This is a genomic window from Chondromyces apiculatus DSM 436 (assembly GCF_000601485.1).
GTDB lineage: Bacteria > Myxococcota_A > Polyangia > Polyangiales > Polyangiaceae > Chondromyces > Chondromyces apiculatus.
Window position 1 is genome coordinate 43,550 of the sequence record NZ_ASRX01000072.1, and the last position, 15,612, is coordinate 59,161.

At 73.7% G+C, this 15,612-nt stretch carries 10 protein-coding genes; 7 read left to right on the forward strand and 3 right to left on the reverse strand.

Annotated features, from left to right (window positions below):
- Positions 1-174 precede the first annotated feature (174 nt).
- A complete protein-coding gene (locus tag CAP_RS34605) occupies positions 175-1,365 on the forward strand; it encodes a citrate synthase (RefSeq protein WP_081865571.1) in 1,191 nt (396 codons plus the stop codon).
- 72 nt (positions 1,366-1,437) lie between these two features.
- Here the strand turns inward: CAP_RS34605 and CAP_RS54395 are convergent, their stop codons facing one another.
- Positions 1,438-2,040: a methylated-DNA--[protein]-cysteine S-methyltransferase gene (locus CAP_RS54395; RefSeq protein ID WP_044248803.1), complete on the reverse strand. Its 603-nt coding sequence runs from the start codon at positions 2,038-2,040 to the stop codon at positions 1,438-1,440.
- 65 nt (positions 2,041-2,105) lie between these two features.
- On the opposite strand from CAP_RS54395, the gene CAP_RS34615 reads away from it, so the two are divergent.
- Positions 2,106-3,008, forward strand: a complete 903-nt coding sequence (locus CAP_RS34615; RefSeq protein WP_081865572.1) for a class I SAM-dependent methyltransferase — start codon at positions 2,106-2,108, stop codon at positions 3,006-3,008.
- 64 nt (positions 3,009-3,072) lie between these two features.
- On the opposite strand, the gene CAP_RS34620 is transcribed toward CAP_RS34615, so the two are convergent.
- Both CAP_RS34620 and CAP_RS34625 read right to left on the reverse strand, forming a co-directional pair.
- Complete coding sequence (locus CAP_RS34620) at positions 3,073-4,332, reverse strand: TCR/Tet family MFS transporter (RefSeq protein WP_044248806.1); 1,260 nt, start codon at positions 4,330-4,332, stop codon at positions 3,073-3,075.
- Positions 4,333-4,789: 457 nt separating this feature from the next.
- A complete protein-coding gene (locus tag CAP_RS34625; protein WP_044248809.1) occupies positions 4,790-5,437 on the reverse strand; it encodes a hypothetical protein in 648 nt (215 codons plus the stop codon).
- Positions 5,438-5,611: 174 nt separating this feature from the next.
- Between CAP_RS34625 and CAP_RS46200 the strand changes: the two genes are divergently transcribed.
- The 5 genes from CAP_RS46200 (at position 5,612) to CAP_RS34650 (ending at position 15,607) form a co-directional block, all read left to right on the forward strand.
- Positions 5,612-6,433, forward strand: a complete 822-nt coding sequence (locus CAP_RS46200; RefSeq protein WP_052376523.1) for an ImuA'/RecA-like NTPase — start codon at positions 5,612-5,614, stop codon at positions 6,431-6,433.
- A gap of 10 nt (positions 6,434-6,443) precedes the next feature.
- Complete coding sequence (locus CAP_RS55330) at positions 6,444-8,300, forward strand: DinB/UmuC family translesion DNA polymerase (protein ID WP_156041409.1); 1,857 nt, start codon at positions 6,444-6,446, stop codon at positions 8,298-8,300.
- A complete protein-coding gene (locus CAP_RS34640; protein WP_052376524.1) occupies positions 8,297-11,614 on the forward strand; it encodes an error-prone DNA polymerase in 3,318 nt (1,105 codons plus the stop codon). The genes CAP_RS55330 and CAP_RS34640 overlap by 4 nt, the downstream gene beginning before the upstream one ends.
- A gap of 113 nt (positions 11,615-11,727) precedes the next feature.
- Positions 11,728-14,214, forward strand: coding sequence for a PEP/pyruvate-binding domain-containing protein (locus CAP_RS34645; protein ID WP_081865574.1), 2,487 nt, complete (start codon positions 11,728-11,730; stop codon positions 14,212-14,214).
- Positions 14,207-15,607, forward strand: a complete 1,401-nt coding sequence (locus CAP_RS34650; RefSeq protein ID WP_044248864.1) for an MFS transporter — start codon at positions 14,207-14,209, stop codon at positions 15,605-15,607. The genes CAP_RS34645 and CAP_RS34650 overlap by 8 nt, the downstream gene beginning before the upstream one ends.
- Positions 15,608-15,612: the final 5 nt, after the last annotated feature.

Here is a 15,612-nt window from a genome sequence, read left to right on the forward strand (position 1 = left end):
GTGAGCTGCGAGAGCGGCGCGCCTGACGGGCGCACCACGAGCGTGATGGCCTGGTGGGCCACGACGCGGAGATCCCGCCGAGGCGGGTGTCTCTGCAAGGCCGAGGTGTGCCCGGAGCCCTGCGTCGCACCGCGCGGCGCGTGAGTGACAGCCGACGTGATGATGGAGGAACCCATGAGCGACACGAACAAGGTCGAGCCGAACGAATCATCGGGCAGCGCGAACGGGGCGGCGAGCAGCGCCGACGCCTCCGCCAAGCCGCCTCCCGCGCAGGCGCGCGCCGGAGGTCTCGACGGCGTGGTGGTGGCCGACACGCTCCTCTCCGAGGTCGACGGCGAGCGCGGTCACCTCCTCCTCGCCGGCTACGATCTCGAGACCCTCTCCTCTGACGGGGGCACCACCTTCGAGGACCTCTGCGGCCTGCTCTGGACGGGCACCTTGCCTCGCCCCGAGGGCCGCGACTCGCTTCGGGAAGCCCTCGCCGCCGGCCGTGTCGAGGCCTTCGCGCGCCTCGATCGTCTCGGCGACGCCCTCGCCGCCGACGACGGCATGGACGCGCTCCGCGCCGCGATGGCCCACCTCGGCGGTGACGTCGCCCCCGCGGTGCTCGCTGGCGCCGCCGCGACCTTCGCCGCCGCCTGGGCCCGCCGCCGCGAGGGCCACGCGCCCGTCGCGCCCGACCCTTCCCTCCGGCAGGCCGAGGACATGCTGCGCATGGTGCGCGGCGCCCCTCCGAGCGACGCCGAGGCCCGCGCGCTCGACACGTACCTGGTCACCGTCTCCGACCACGGCATGAACGCCTCCACCTTCACCGCGCGCGTGGTGACCTCCACCGGCTCCGACCGCGTCTCCGCCGTGGTCGCCGCGATCGGCGCCCTCAAGGGCCCGCTCCACGGCGGCGCCCCGGGCCCGGTGCTCGACATGCTCGACGCCGTGGGCTCCGCCGATCGCGCTGCCGCGTGGGTCGACGGCGAGCTCACCGCAGGCCGCCGGATCATGGGCATGGGCCACCGCATCTACCGGGTGCGCGACCCGCGCGCCGCCGTCCTGGAGCGCGCCGTCGAGCGCCTCTTCCGCGAAGCCCGAGGCGGCGCCGCCGCCCGCCTCGAGCTGTCCCGCGCCGTGGAGCAGGCTGCCGAGAAGGCCCTCGCCGCCCGCCACCCCGATCGCCCCCTGCGCGCCAACGTCGAGTTCTACACGGCCGTGCTCCTCGAAGCGGTGGGCCTCCCCCGCGCGCTCTTCTCCCCCACCTTCGCCGTGGGCCGCATCGCCGGCTGGTGTGCCCACGTCGAGGAGCAACGCCGCACCGGCCGCCTGATCCGCCCGAATTCCCGCTACGTGGGACCGCGCCCAGCGACATCCTGAAAGAGACCCCGCGACGCTCGTGACAGGGGATGACGTTCCTCCGCAGGCGCAGCGCTCACGCAGACGCAGCGCTCACCCGAGCAGCGAGAGCTGCCTTGGCGGGAGCGCTGCGCCTTCCAGCGCGAGCAGCCGCGCCTTCGTATCGAGCCCACCCGGCGCCGAGAACCCTCCCGGCCGCCGACCTGCAGCAAGCACCCGGTGACAGGGCACCACCACCACGAACGGGTTCCTCGCCATCGCCTGTCCCACCGCGCGCGCTGCCCCCTGCGCCCCGAGCACCGCCGCCAGCTCTCCGTAGCCGATGGTGCATCCCGGCTCCACGCGCCGCGCCGCCTCGTACGCCTGCCGGTGGAAGTCCGGCAGCCCCCGCATGTCGAGCGGAATCCCGCTGAGATCCTGAGGCTCTCCACCGAGGTGCCGCACGAGCAGCGCCACCGCCTCCTGCACGAACGCCGGCATGTCTTCCCGCTCTGGCAGCTCCGCGCCATCACCCGCCGTCAGCCCCGCGCCATCGCCCGCCGCCCGCTCCTCGGCTGCGCTCGCCGCCTCCGCCTCCCTCTCCTTCTCCGCCAGGAGCCGCACCCTCGTCAGCCCCAGCGCACTCCAGCCGATCCTGCACGCCCCGAACGCCGTGCCCACCACCCTCGTGCCCTGCTCGTGCAGCGCGACCTTCATCGAGCACCTCTCCCGCCCCGCAACGTCTGCCATTCTTCAACCCCGAGAGAAAGGAAGTCCTCCCCATGACCGAGCACGCCAGCGACTCCAGCGACTCCGGCGACACCCGCGACGCTCGCGACCCTCACGACGCCAGCGCGGACCCCACGCGAACCGCCGCCCCCGGCACGCCCGGCACGCCCGAGGGCCCCATCGAGTGGGACGCGACCGCGTACCACCGCATCTCCGACCCGCAGTTCCGCTGGGGCCTGCGCGTGCTCGACCGCCTCACGCTCCAGGGCGACGAGGTGGTCATGGACGCCGGCTGCGGCTCGGGGCGGCTCACGGCGGAGCTGTGCGCGCGCCTTCCGCGGGGTCGGGTGGTCGCCGTGGACCGCTCGCAGAACATGCTGGAGGAGGCGCGCCGCACGCTCGCGCCCTTCGGCGACCGGGTGAGCTTCCGGGTCGTCAACCTCCAGGAGGAGTCCGCCGAGGAGCCCGTCGACGTCGTGTTCAGCACGGCGACCTTCCACTGGATCCGCGACCACCGCCGCCTCTTCGGCAACCTCTTCGCCTCCCTGCGCCCCGGCGGCCGCCTGCACGCGCAGTGTGGCGGCGCCGGCAACCTCCACCTCGTGCACCACCGCGCCGAGGCCCTCATGCAGCGCCCGGAGTACGCGCCCTTCTTCGAGGGATGGACCGATCCGTGGGAGTTTGCGTCGGCCGAGAGCACCGCCGAGCGCCTCCGCGACGCGGGCTTCGAGGACGTGAAGACCGATCTGGAGGAGGCTCCGACCCCCTTCCCGGACGCCGCCTCGTTCCGGATCTTCATCGAGCGCGTGGTGCTGCGCCACCACCTGGCGAGGCTCCCGGACGAGGCCACGGTCGCGGCCTTCCTCGACACCCTGGTCGCGCAGTCCTCCCGCGACGAGCCCCCCTACAACCTCGCCTACATCCGCCTCAACATGCAGGCCCGCCGGCCCGCGTGAAGCGCTGACCAGCAACGCTGCTCCGCGCCCCACGTCATCGGTCAGCTCTTGCGTCACGCTCGCGTCACACGCCGTCAGCCGACGGCGCGCGCGTGGCCTGCGCCTTCATCCCGACGCTCAGGATCGTGGAGAGCATGAACAGCCCCGCCGCCAGCAGGTACGGCGCACCGACCAGGCTCGCGCCAAGCCAGGTGTCGCCGCGCTCCGGCGCGCGCGCCCAGGCGTAGACCGCGCCGAAGACGAGAGGGGCGACGAGCCCCGCGGAGGAGAGCAGGCTCGTGTTCGCCCCCTGGAGCTTGCCCTGATCCATCGCCGAGACGCGCTGGCTCATCAGCGCCTGCAAGGCGGGTATCGCCAGCCCCGCCAGCGCCAGCGGGAAGAACGCCGCGACGAAGGTGCCGAGGTTCGGCGCGAGGCCCATGCCGGCGAGCCCGAGGGCGCCGAAGAGCAGGCCGGCGCGCAGGGTGACGACCTCCCCGAAGCGCTTCACCGTCCAGGCGATGAGCCCCATCTGCACGCCCATGTCGATGATCGAGGAGAACGTCAGCAGGAGACCCGTCGCCGTGGTCCCGATCCCGAAGCGGTGCATCGCGTGCAGCACGAACACCGCCGGGTACACGTAGTGGCAGCAGTACATGACGAAGCTCACCCGGGCCAGCCGCGGCAGCTCCGGGTGCGAGCGGAGCAGGGCGAGTGCGGCGAGCGGGCTGCCGCTCTTCCACGAGATCGGCGTGCGGCGCTCGACGGGCAGCGACTCGGGCAGCACGAACACGCCGTAGAGGAACGCGAGCGCGTTCAGCCCCGCCGCGACCACGAACGGCGCCCGCGGCCCCAGCGCGCCGGCAGCGCCGCCGAGCACCGGCCCGAGGATGATGCCCGCGCTGAAGGCAGCGCCGAGGTGCCCGAAGGCGCGCGCCCGCTGCGCCTCGGGCGTCACGTCGGCGATGAAGGCGTACACGGTGGCCACGCTCGCCGAGGTCAAGCCGCCGAGGATGCGGCCGACGACGAGCCACCCGAGGCTCGGCGCGAAGGCCATCAGGAGGTAGTCGGCGGCGAGGCCCGCCGTGGAGATCAGGATCACCGGGCGCCGCCCGAAGCGGTCGGAGAGCGCGCCGAGCCAGGGCGACGCGAGGGTCTGCATCAGCCCGAAGAGGGCGACGAACACGCCCGTGAGCCAGCTCGCGTCGGCGCTCGACCCCGAGAGCTCCTCGATGAGGCTCGGCAGGACGGGCGCGATGACGCCGATCGTGACGGCGTCGAGCACGGTGATGACGAAAGCAAACGCGAGCGCGACGCGGTGAGATCCACCCGAGAACGAGGCCATGACACAGCTCCAAACAGGGACGAGACGGGACACGCCGGCGGCGGCGGTCAGAGGACGTCTGCGGATTGGAGGGCGCGGCATGCCGCGCCGGGATCAGGCACTCACGGGGCGGGAGCCTAGCACCTCCGCGACGAGGTCGTCGACGGCGGGGCCCGCCGTGGAGATCAGGAGAGTGGTGGAGCTGACCTTCGGAGGTATGGGGCGAAGGGTCCGGAGGTATGGGGTGATGGGTCCGGAGGTATGGGGTGATGGGTCCGGAGGCATCGGGCTGACCCTCGGAGGCATCGGTCGATGGGTCCGGAGGCATCGGGCTGACCTTCGGAGGTATCGGGCGATGGGTCCGGAGGTATCGGGCGATGGGTCCGGAGGCATCGGTCGATGGGTCCGGAGGCATGAGGCTGAGCCTCGGAGAGGCCGCCGTCCTCCTTACATGGCCGTCGTCGCCGCTTCCGGGGCGTCAGTCGCCCCAGATCTGGACCACGAAGCTGCCCCGGCCGCGCACCACGGCGACCTCGACACCGTAGACGCCGTCCTCCTCGACACAGAGCGGGCCGCGCGGGGGCACCACGGGGAAGCGGTCGTCGGAAGCGTCACCAGCGGCGAGGCGACCGTCGGGGGCCGTCACGGCGAGGTCGAGATCGCGCACCTCGGGGGTGCTCACCGAGAAGAAGCGGTAGCAGCGGCCGGCGCGGGCGCGGAAGGCGAAGCGCTCGGAGCGATCGCCCTCGCCCTGGAGCGCGCCGCCGTGGATGGGGGTGACCGCGACGAGGCCGAGGGGAGGGCCACACGCGGTCGTCAGCCGTTCGAGATCGCCGACGGTATCGTCTCCGGGCTCGAAGTCCGCGTAGCAGGCGGACCAGGGGCCCCCGCGCTTCTGCCGGAGGCTTTCGCGCTCGCCGGAGGTGTCGGCGGTGTCTTCCCGGTCCCCGGCTTCCTCCGACGCCCCGGTGCTGTTCAGGTCGGGGGGGCTGTTCAGGTCCCCGGAGCTGTTCAGTGGTTCCGAGGCCGTGGAGGAGGCGGTGGAGGGGGGGGAGGCCGGGAGGCAGCCGGACGACAGGGCGGCCAGCAGGGAAAAGGTCCACGCGGGGAGGGAGCGTCGGAGCACGGGGGCAGCGTACCGCGTCGGATCTCGTGGACGCGAGATCGAGCAGCGCAGGGGGTTCCGGTGACGGATGGAGCGCGCCATGGACAGGCTCGTAGGCTGCCAGGATCGCGTTAGGACATTCCCTGTCCGTCCATGGACTTGGCCCGGACGGGGCTTACTGGTAACGTGTTCAGTATGCCGCTGCCCGCCACAATCTCCCGGGACCTGCTGCGCCACACCCTGCCCGAGCTCGAGCCTCGGGCCAAGGCGCTCCCGCTCGGCCTCGAAGAAATCAACGAGGTCCTGCCGGAAGGCGGCCTGCCCCGGGGAGGGGTGGTGGAGATCGCCAGTCCGCGGGGGCTGGCCCGGGCGACCTCGATCGCGCTCTCGGCGTGCGCCGCGGCCCAGGCCGAGGCCAAGCTGCGGGGAGGGGAGGGGACGCAGGGGGCGTGGTGTGCCTGGATCGATGCGACCTCGACCCTGTATGCGCCGGCGGTCGCGGCGGCAGGGGTCGATCTCGACAGGCTCCTGGTGGTGCGGCCTCCGCTGGAGTCGCTGGCGCGGGTGGCGGTGCGGATGGCGACGAGCCGGGCGTTCGTGCTGCTCGTGGTGGACACGGTGGGGGTGCCCGGAGCGCGGGGGGCCGCGGGGCTGTCCCGGGGAGCACCGGAGGCGAGGGGTCGGGCGGCCGGTCGGTACGAGCGATCCCGGGGGTCGGACGCGGGGGAGGGGGCCGATCTCGGGCGGTGGCTGAACGTGGTGAGGAAGCTGGCGGTGGCGGTCGAGGGGAGCGACGCGGCGGTGCTCCTGCTGACGGACCGGCTGGCGGCGCGGCCGATGCCGCTGCCGGTGGCGATGCGGATCGAGGTGGACAGGCTCGACGAGGGGCGGCTGTCGGTGCGTGTGGCCAAGGATCGGCGGGGCCGGATCACGGCGCCCTCGGCGGTGCCGCTCCGGACGACGGGGGGGCCGCTCACGGATGCCTCCACCTCAGCCGCGTGGCCGCGGAGCGCGTAACGTGGCGGTCATGGGTCCTTCCAGACGGATCGCGGCGATCGTGCTCCCGCAGCTCGCCTGCGAGCTGGTGCGGCAGCGGGTCACGGCGTCGACGGCGGACAGGGGCAAGGCGCCGCTCGCGGTGATCCTGGAAGAGTCGGTGCACGCGGTCGGGTCGTCGCCCGCGCAAGGGCGCGAGGGGCTGCCGGCGACGGCGGTGATCCACGTGGTCGACGAGGAGGCGCGGCGCTACGGGGTGCGGCCGGGTCAGCGGGTGACGGAGGCGTCGGCGCTGGTGGCGCACCTGGCGATCCACCGGGTGACGTTCGCGGAGATCGACGCGGCGCTCGGGCGGGTGGCGGAGCTTGCGCTGGCGCTGGGGCCGACGGCGGCGATCCAGCTCGGCGCGCGCATCGAGCCGGGAGATCGCAGCGCGTGGGGGCGCGGTCCGTACGACACGGTGTGGCTCGACATCACGGGCGCGGCGCACCTCGTGGGGGGCGAGGAGGCGCTCTGCGACGAGCTGGCGGAGCGGCTCTCGGTGCTGGGACACCGGGCGCGCATCGGCATCTCGGACGGGCCGCGGATCGCGCAGGCGCTGGCGCGGTGGGGCGTGTCGGAGGGCGGGCACGGATCGGGCTCGCGGGGAGAGCGGGGAGAGCGCGGGGATGGAGAGCGCGCGGGGGCGCTGCCGTCGCGGGGCCTCATCGCGCCCGCGGGCCGCGGGGCCGAGGCGCTGGCGCCGCTGCCGGTGCAGGCGCTGCCGCTGGAGTCGGAGGTGGCGAGCTTCCTGGTGCGGGTGGGGCTGCTCAAGGTGGGGGACCTGGCGAAGCTGCCGCGGGCAGCGGCTGCGGCGCGCCTGGGGAAGGCGGCGGCGGAGATCATGGCGCTCACGGGCGGCTTCGATGCGGCGCCGCTCGTGCCGTTCCAGCCGCCGCGGGTGCTGGAGGAGGAGACCTCGTTCGAGGACAGCGTGGAGGGCTCGGAGCCGCTGCTCTTCGTGCTGCGGGGGATGACGTCGCGGGTGGGGGCGAGGCTGGAGGCGCGCGGGGAGGCGGCGGGCCTGCTGGAGGTGATGATCCCCTACGACCGGTCGGTGTCGCGGCTGCGCTTGCTGGATCTGGATCGGCCGCTCGCGGAAGGGGAAGACGGCGAGGGGCTGCGCTTCTCGGTGGAGCTGCCGGCGCCGCTCGCCGACGCGGCGGATCTGCTGCGGCCGCTCAAGGCGCGGCTCGAACAGATCGCGCTGCTCGCGCCCGCAGTGGGGGTGAAGCTCACGGCGTCGCAGATCGTGCCGGCGCGGCGGGTGCAGATGGATCTGTCGCGCGATCAGAGCACCGATCCAGACAGCTTGCCGGCGCTGCTCGCGGAGCTGTCGGCCGAGATCGGGGCGGAGCGGATCGGGGTGCTGGAGGTGGTGGACGCGCACCGGCCAGAGTCACGCTCGCGGCTCGCGCCAGCGTCGCTGGACAAGGCGAACAGGGCCGCGGCGCCCGCGCCTGCCGGGGTCGAGGGGATGGCACCACCTGCGCCAGCGCGGATGCTGCCGCGGCCGATCCCGCTCGGGCAGGTGGGGCGCGGGGCGATCGTGGCCGTGGAGCGGCAGATCTTCACGGTGGAGCGGATGCGGTTCGTGATGCGGCTCGACGGGGTGGAGTGGTGGACGTCGACGCCAGTCTCGCGGGACTACTTCAAGGCGTGGTTCTCCGCGAGCGCGCCAGGGTCAGTGGGCGGCGTGGGCGGCGCGACGTCGGGCGGCGCGGGCGGCGCGGGCGGCGCGCGGCTGTCGGCGGCGGGGGAAGGGCGCTCGGCGGGGCCGGCGGGTGAGGCGTGGATCTACGTGGATCGCGCGACGGGGGAAGCGTTCCTGCAGGGGTGGTGCGAGTGAGCACGCCGTTCGCGGAGCTGCTGGGTCGGTCGAGCTTTTCGTTCCTGGAGGGGGCGTCGCACCCGGAGGAGCTGTGCGAGCGCGCCAGCGAGATCGGGCTTTCGGCGTTCGCGCTGTGCGATCGGGACGGCCTCTACGGGAGCGTGCGCGCGCACAGCGCGGCGAAGAAGGTGAACCAGCGGGTGATCGTGGGCGCGGAGCTGACCATCGAGCTGCCCGCGGAGGCCGGCCTCACGCCCGCGCCCGCGGGGCCCGGCGGGGTGGTGCCGACGCCGACGGTGGCGCTGCTCGTGGAGGACCACGACGGCTACTCGAACCTGTGCAAGCTGCTCACCGCGGCGCACGCCGAGCACGAGAAGGGGACGGCGGGCATCTCGCCGGAGGCGATCGCGGCGAGCGCTTCGGGGCTTACGGCGGTGGTGCCGCTCGATCCGAGGGTGCCGGTGGCGCAGTGGGAGGCGGTGCTCGGTCCGGTGCGGGAGGCGTTCGGGGAGAGGGCGCACGTGGCCACGTGGCGCCGCCTCGACGGGCGCGATCCGGCGCGCGCTGCGGCGGCGCGGGAGGCGTCGGCGCGGTTCGGGGTGCAGGTCGTGGCCTCGGCGCGGCCGCTCTACCACCACCCCTCGCGCAAGCCGGTGGCCGACGTGCTGGCGTGCATCCGGAGGGGGACCACGCTCGATCAGGCGGGGACCTTGCTCGCGGCCAACGGGGAGGCGTCGCTGCGGGCGCCCGCGCAGATGGCGGCGCTGTTCCGGGAGGAGCCGTCGTGGGTGATGCGCACGCTCGACGTGGCAGAGCGCTGCCGGTTCTCGCTGTCGGAGCTGCGCTACAGCTTCCCGAGCGACACGCTCTGTCTGCCGGGAGAGTCGGCCGACGAGGCGCTGCGGCGGCACACCATGGAGGGCTGCAAGGAGCGCTACCCGGAGGGGACGCCGGAGGGGGTGCGCGCGCAGATCGAGAAGGAGCTTCTGCTCATCCAGAAGCTCGGGGTCGCGCCCTACTTCCTGAGCGTGCAGGAGATCGTGAAGATGGCGCGGGCGCGGCGGGTGCTCTGCCAGGGGCGCGGCAGCGCGGCGAACAGCGCGGTGTGCTTCGTACTCGGGGTGACGGCGGTGGACCCGGCGCGCTCGAACCTGCTCTTCGAGCGGTTCCTGTCGGAGGAGCGCAACGAGCCGCCCGACATCGACGTGGACTTCGAGCACGAGCGCCGGGAAGAGGTCATCCAGGACATCTACGCGCGCTACGGGCGCGAGCGCGCGGCGATGGTGTCGGAGGTGATCAGCTACCGCGGCAAGAGCGCGCTGCGGGAGGTGGGCAAGGTGTTCGGGCTGTCGCAGGACCAGCTCGACAGGTTGAGCGGGCTGTCGACCTACCACGAGATCGAGGTCTCGGAGCGGCGGGTGGCCGAGGCGGGGCTCGATCCGCACGACGGTCGGGTGCGGCAGACGGTGCTGATGGCGCAGGCGATCGAGGGGTTCCCGCGGCACCTGTCGATCCACGTGGGCGGGTTCGTGCTGTCGTCGGAGGCGCTCCACCGCGTCGCGCCCATCGAGCCGGCGCGCATGGAAGGCCGCACGGTGATCCCCTGGGACAAGGACGATCTCGACGATCTCGGCTTCTTCAAGATCGACGTGCTCGGCCTGGGGATGCTGACCGCGATCCGGAAGACGCTGGGCCTCGTGCACGCGCGGGCGATGGAGCCGCTCGGCGCGGCGCTCGCGGCGCGGGGGGAGTTCGATCCCATCCTGGCCCTGGCCGAGGTGCCGCCGGAAGACCCGGAGGTGTACGAGGCCATCGGTCACGCGGACACGGTGGGGGTGTTCCAGATCGAGAGCCGCGCGCAGATGGCGATGCTGCCGCGGCTCAAGCCGAAGACGTTCTACGACCTGGTGATCGAGGTGGCCATCGTGCGGCCCGGCCCGATCCAGGGCGGGATGGTGCACCCGTACCTGCGGCGGCGCACCGGCGAGGAGGCGCCCGTGTCGCCGCACCCGTGCCTGGATCCGATCCTGGACCGGACGCTGGGGGTGCCGATGTTCCAGGAGCAGGTGATGCAGATCGCGATGGTCGGCGCCGGCTACACGCCCGGCGAGGCCGATCAGCTCCGGCGCGACATGGCGGCCTGGAAGAAGCACGGGCGGCTTTCGCGGCACCGGGAGCGGCTCCTGCGCGGCTTCGCAGAGCGGGGGATCTCGGCGCGCTTCGGGGAGATGCTCTACCAGCAGGTGCAGGGCTTCGGGGAGTACGGGTTCCCGGAGTCGCACGCGGCGAGCTTCGCGCTGCTGGTGTACGCGTCGTCATGGCTGAAGGTGCACCACCCGGCAGCCTTCGTGTGCGCGCTGCTGAACTCGCAGCCGATGGGCTTCTACAGTCCGTCGGCGCTGGTGCAGGACGCGCAGCGGCACGGGGTGGAGGTGCGGACGGTGTGCGTGGTGCGGAGCGACTGGGACTGCACGCTGGAGGAGGCGGCAGGGGAAGAGGCGACGGCAGAGGAAGAGGCGACGGCAGGGGAAGAGGCGACGGCAGAGGAGAGGGGAGCGGAGGCGACGGGAGCGCGGGACGCGAAGGGGCAGGGGAGGCGCGTGAACGGGGAAGGGACGCCGCAGCCGGCGATGCGGCTGGGGATGCGGCTGATCAAGGGCTTCGGGGAGGCCGCGGGGAGGGCCGTGGTGGTCGCGCGCGCCGAAGGGCCGTTCACGAGCCTGGAGGACCTGGTGCGGCGCGCCGGGTTGAAGAAGAACGAGATCGAGGCGCTGGCCGAGGCAGGGGCGCTGGGAGAGCTGGTGCCGGCGCGGCGCGAGGCGCTGTGGCAAGCACGGGCGCCGCGGCTGGAGGGGCTGTTCGAGGGGGTGCCGCTGGAGGCAGGGAAGGACGTGGGGCTGCCCGCGCTGGCGCCGATCGAGCAGCTCAGCCTCGACTACGGGCGGGTGGGGCTGTCGGTGGACGACCACCCGATGCGGCACCTGCGGGCGATGCTGAAGCGGCGGCGGGTGCGGCGCGCCGAGGAGCTGCCGAAGATGCGCGACGGGGAGAGCGTGCGGATCGCCGGGATCGTGACGGGCCGGCAGCGGCCAGCGACGGCGAGCGGGGTGACGTTCGTGACGCTGGAAGACGAGACGGGCTCGGTGAACGTGATCGTGCAGAAGCAGCTCTTCGCCGACAGCTACCAGGTGGCACGCCACGCGAAGATCATGCTGGTGGTGGGGAGGCTGGAGCGTCAGGGGGAAGTGGTGCACGTGCTGGCGCGAGAGCTGGAGCGGCTCGACATGCCCGGCGGTGGCGGGCTACCCGCCAAGTCACGCGACTTCCACTAGGTGCTGCGTACCCTGGAGCAGGGGCCTCTCGGCGCGGGGGGCGCGGTCACGAATCCGGGGAGCGATGCCACTGGAATCAGGGGCGAGGAGGGGAGTACGGATGGAGTCCCCCCATGATGATCCATCCCCTGAGCGAGCTTTCCAGAGCCCATCTCTCCACGGCCGGCGGCAAGGGCGCGAACCTCGGTGAGCTGACGCGGCTCGGGCTCTCCGTGCCGGCCGGGTTCGTGGTGAGCGCCGAGGCGTACGCGGAGCATGCGCGGGCGTGGGGGCTCGCTGAGCGGGTCGCGGAGCACCTCGCCAGCGCGCGCTGGGAGGCGGCGGCCGCGGAGGTGGCCGAGATCTTCGCGCGCGGGGCGCTGTCGCCTGCGCTCGAAGGGGCAGTGCGGGAGGCCTACCGCGCGCTCGGGGCGCCGAAGGTCGCGGTGCGGTCGTCGGCGACGGCGGAGGATCTCGCCGAGGCGTCGTTCGCGGGGCAGCACGACACGTTCCTCGACGTCGAGGGCGAGGAGGCGGTGCTCGTGGCGCTGCGGCGTTGCTGGGCGTCGCTGTGGACGCCGCGGGCGCTGCGCTACCGGGCGGCGCGCGGGATCGAGCACCTGGGGGTGGACATCGCGGTCGTGGTGCAGCGGATGGTGCCGGCCGATTTCGCCGGGGTGCTGTTCACGGTGGATCCGGTGGCCCAGCGCGCGGATCGGATGCTGCTGGAGGTCACGCCCGGCCTCGGTGAGGCGGTGGTCTCGGGGCAGGCCACGGGCGATGTGTACCGGGTGCGGCGGGAGCCGCTGGCGATCGAGGACCGCGATCGCCGGGAGGCGGATCGTCCGGCGCCGAGCGAGGCGCTGGTGCTGGCGCTGTGCCGCGTCGGGCTCCAGCTCGAAGCCCACTTCGGCTGCCCTCAGGACGTGGAGTTCGCCTTCGCAGGCGACGCGGTTCACCTCTTGCAGTCGCGTCCCATCACCACGCTCGGCGCGGCCGAGATCGAGCCGCTCCCGCCGCTCCCGAAGCTCACGCGCCTGCAGGAGAAGATGAGCAGCGGGAACGACGACCGCTTCCCCGTCGCCCCGAAGCCGCTCGACCAGTGGGGCTTCCGGATGTTCATCCCGGCGCTGCTCCGTACGCTGCGCTTCCTCGGGGCCGAGGTGGACGCGGCCGAGGAGCGCGCGATGCTGGACCAGGTCTGGCGGGAGATGCTGGTGATGCCGCAGCCGCGCCCCACCCTGCGGCTGCTCGGGCTGCCCGGGAAGGTCGCGGCCAGCCTGCGTCGCGACTGGATGGGGTGGTGGGAGGGCGAGGCGTTCGGGCGGATCCAGGAGGCGTGCGCGCCGGTCGATCTCCGCGCGCTGGACGACGCCGCGCTGCTCGGGCGCGCCGACCGGATCGCGGCGATGACGGCCGACGTGCTCGGGGAGCGGTTCCAGGGGATCGTGGGGATGCTGGCCTCGGTGGCGCTGCAGGTCCCCGTGACCGCCGCCGTGGGAAAGAAGCGGGCCGCGGTGCTGATGGCCGATCTCTTCTCGGGCCTGCACACCCGGACTTCCGAGGTGAACCTCGCGCTCCACCAGCTCGCGCGCCGCGCCGCGAGCGCCGGGCCCGAGGTCTCGGGGGCGATCCGTGAGGGGCGCCCGGAGGCGCTCGCCGACACGGAGGGCGGCCGGGCTTTCCTCGGGGAGGTGGAGGCGTTTCTCGACGCGCACGGGCACCGGGAGACCACGGGCCAGTACCTCTCGGCGCCGACCTGGCGGCAAGATCCGGCGCCCGTGTGGGGGCTGCTCCGGGGCTTGATCGATGTGACGGAGCCTCCGTCGGAGGAGGCCGGGCTCGCGCGTCACCAGGCGGCGCTCGAGGAGGTCACCCAGGCGCTGCGCTTCGTCCCCGGGTTGCCCGGAGCGTTCCGCCGCACCCTGGAGCGCCTGCGGGAGAGGACGGTCTTCCGGGAGCGCTCGCATTACGACCTGACCCGTCCGATCTCGGCGATGCAGGCCGTGATCGCCGAGATCGCGCGCAGGCTGCACGAGCGCGGGCACCTGCCGAACCCCGAGGACGTCTTCTACCTGACGGAGGCCGAGGTCAGGGCGTGGCTCGGCGGGGAGGCTCCGCCGAGGGGCGAGGTGGAGGCGCTCGTGCGGCGGAGGCGCGCGACGTACGCGGTGGTCAACGGGCGCTGGCAGCGGAGGGCGCACCCGCCAGACGCGGCGGGGACCTCGGGGAGCGAGCTGCGCGGCGTGGGGGCGTCGTCCGGGGTGGTCCGGGGCAAGGCGCGCATCGTGCGCGAGGAGCGCGAGTTCGCGCGGCTGAAGCCGGGCGAGATCCTGGTCTGCCCGTACACGAACCCGGCGTGGACGTCGCTCTTCGGCATCGCCGCAGGCCTGGTGACGAACGTCGGCGGCGCGGCCTCCCACGGCGCCATCGTGGCGCGGGAGTACGGCATCCCGGCGGTGCTGGGGGCTGCCGGGGCGACCGAGCGGATCGTGGACGGCCAGGAGATCCTCGTGGACGGGACGGAAGGCCGGGTGAAGCTCCTGGGCCAGGGCGGCGAGGTGGGTGGGGTGAGTGGGGTGGGCGGAGTGGGCGGAGTGGGCGGGGCAGCGCGTGGGTGAGCCGTCCGCGCGCGTGCCGGTGCGGCTCCTCGCCGCCATCGCCCTCTCGGTGGCGCTCGCTCCGCTCAACTCCACGATGGTGGCCGTGGCGCTGCCGGAGATGGCGCGCACCCTGCCTGTAGACTCCGGCGCGCTCCGGCAGGCGCTGGTGACGAGCTACCTGCTCACGAACATCGTCCTGCAGAGCCCCGGCGGGAAGCTCGGCGATCGTCTGGGTCACCGGCGCGCGCTCGGGCTGGGTCAGCTCCTGCTCGGGCTGGGGGCCGCGCTCGCTTACCTCTGGCCGGTGCTGACGGTGCTCACGGTGGCGCGGGTGGTGATGGCCGCGGGGGGAGCGATCATGGTTCCGAGCGCGACGGCCCTGCTGCGCACGGAGCTGCCGCCCGAGGTGCGGGGGCGCGCCTTCGGCATCTTCGGGGCGGTGATGGGGGTCTCCGCGGGCGTGGGGCCGACGCTCGGGGCGCAGCTCGTGGCGCACTTCGGGTGGACCTCGATCTTCCTCGCGAACGTGCCGGTGCTGCTCGTCTCCGCCGCGCTCGCGCACGCTGGCGCGTCGCCTCCGCGGGCGGCGGCGGCGGCGGCGGTGGGGGCCGTGGGACCCGCGCCGCGCGCGCCGCGCTTCGACCTCCTGGGCTCGGTGCTGCTCGGGGCGTCGCTCGTGGGGCTGGTGCTCGGTCTCGAGCACGCGCACCTCCGCTGGGCCGCGGCGCTCGGGGTGCTCGGCTTCGTGCCCTTCGTGCTCTGGGAGCGGCGCGCCGCGGACCCGGTCGTCGACTTCTCGCTGTTCCGGCTGCGCGCGTTCGTGGGAGGCAGCCTGATCATCGCGCTCCAGAACTTCGCGATGTACGCGATGATCTTCGAGCTGCCGCAGGTGGCGGGGCGGCTCTTCGCCGTGGGGCCACGCGACGTGGGCAACACGCTGCTGACCATGATGGGGACGATGGTGGTGGTCTCGCTCGTCGCGGGGCGCGCCTCCGACACCTTCGGGCCGCGCGCGGTGGCGCTCTCCGGCTGCGTGCTGGCCCTCTCCGGGATGGCCCTGCTCGCGACGCGGCCGCTCGGGGCGATGACGGACGCGATCCCGGCGCTGGTGATGCTCGGGGCCGGCATGGGCCTGTCGAACGCGCCGTCGCAGGCCGCGGCCATGGGCGACGTGCCGCGGGAGAAGAGCGGGATGGCCGCCGGGCTGACCTCGACGATGCGTTACATGGGGGGCGTCGCCGGCCTGACGGTGCTCGGTCTGGTGCTCACCGACCGGCCCGAAGGCGAGGTGGTGATGCGCGAGCACACCACGGCCACGCTCATCTTCTGCGCGGCGCTGGCGGTGGCGATCGGCTGCACCTTCCTGCTCCCCGGCCGCGCGGCGTCCACGAAGACGGCGGGCGCGCGCTGAGCCGC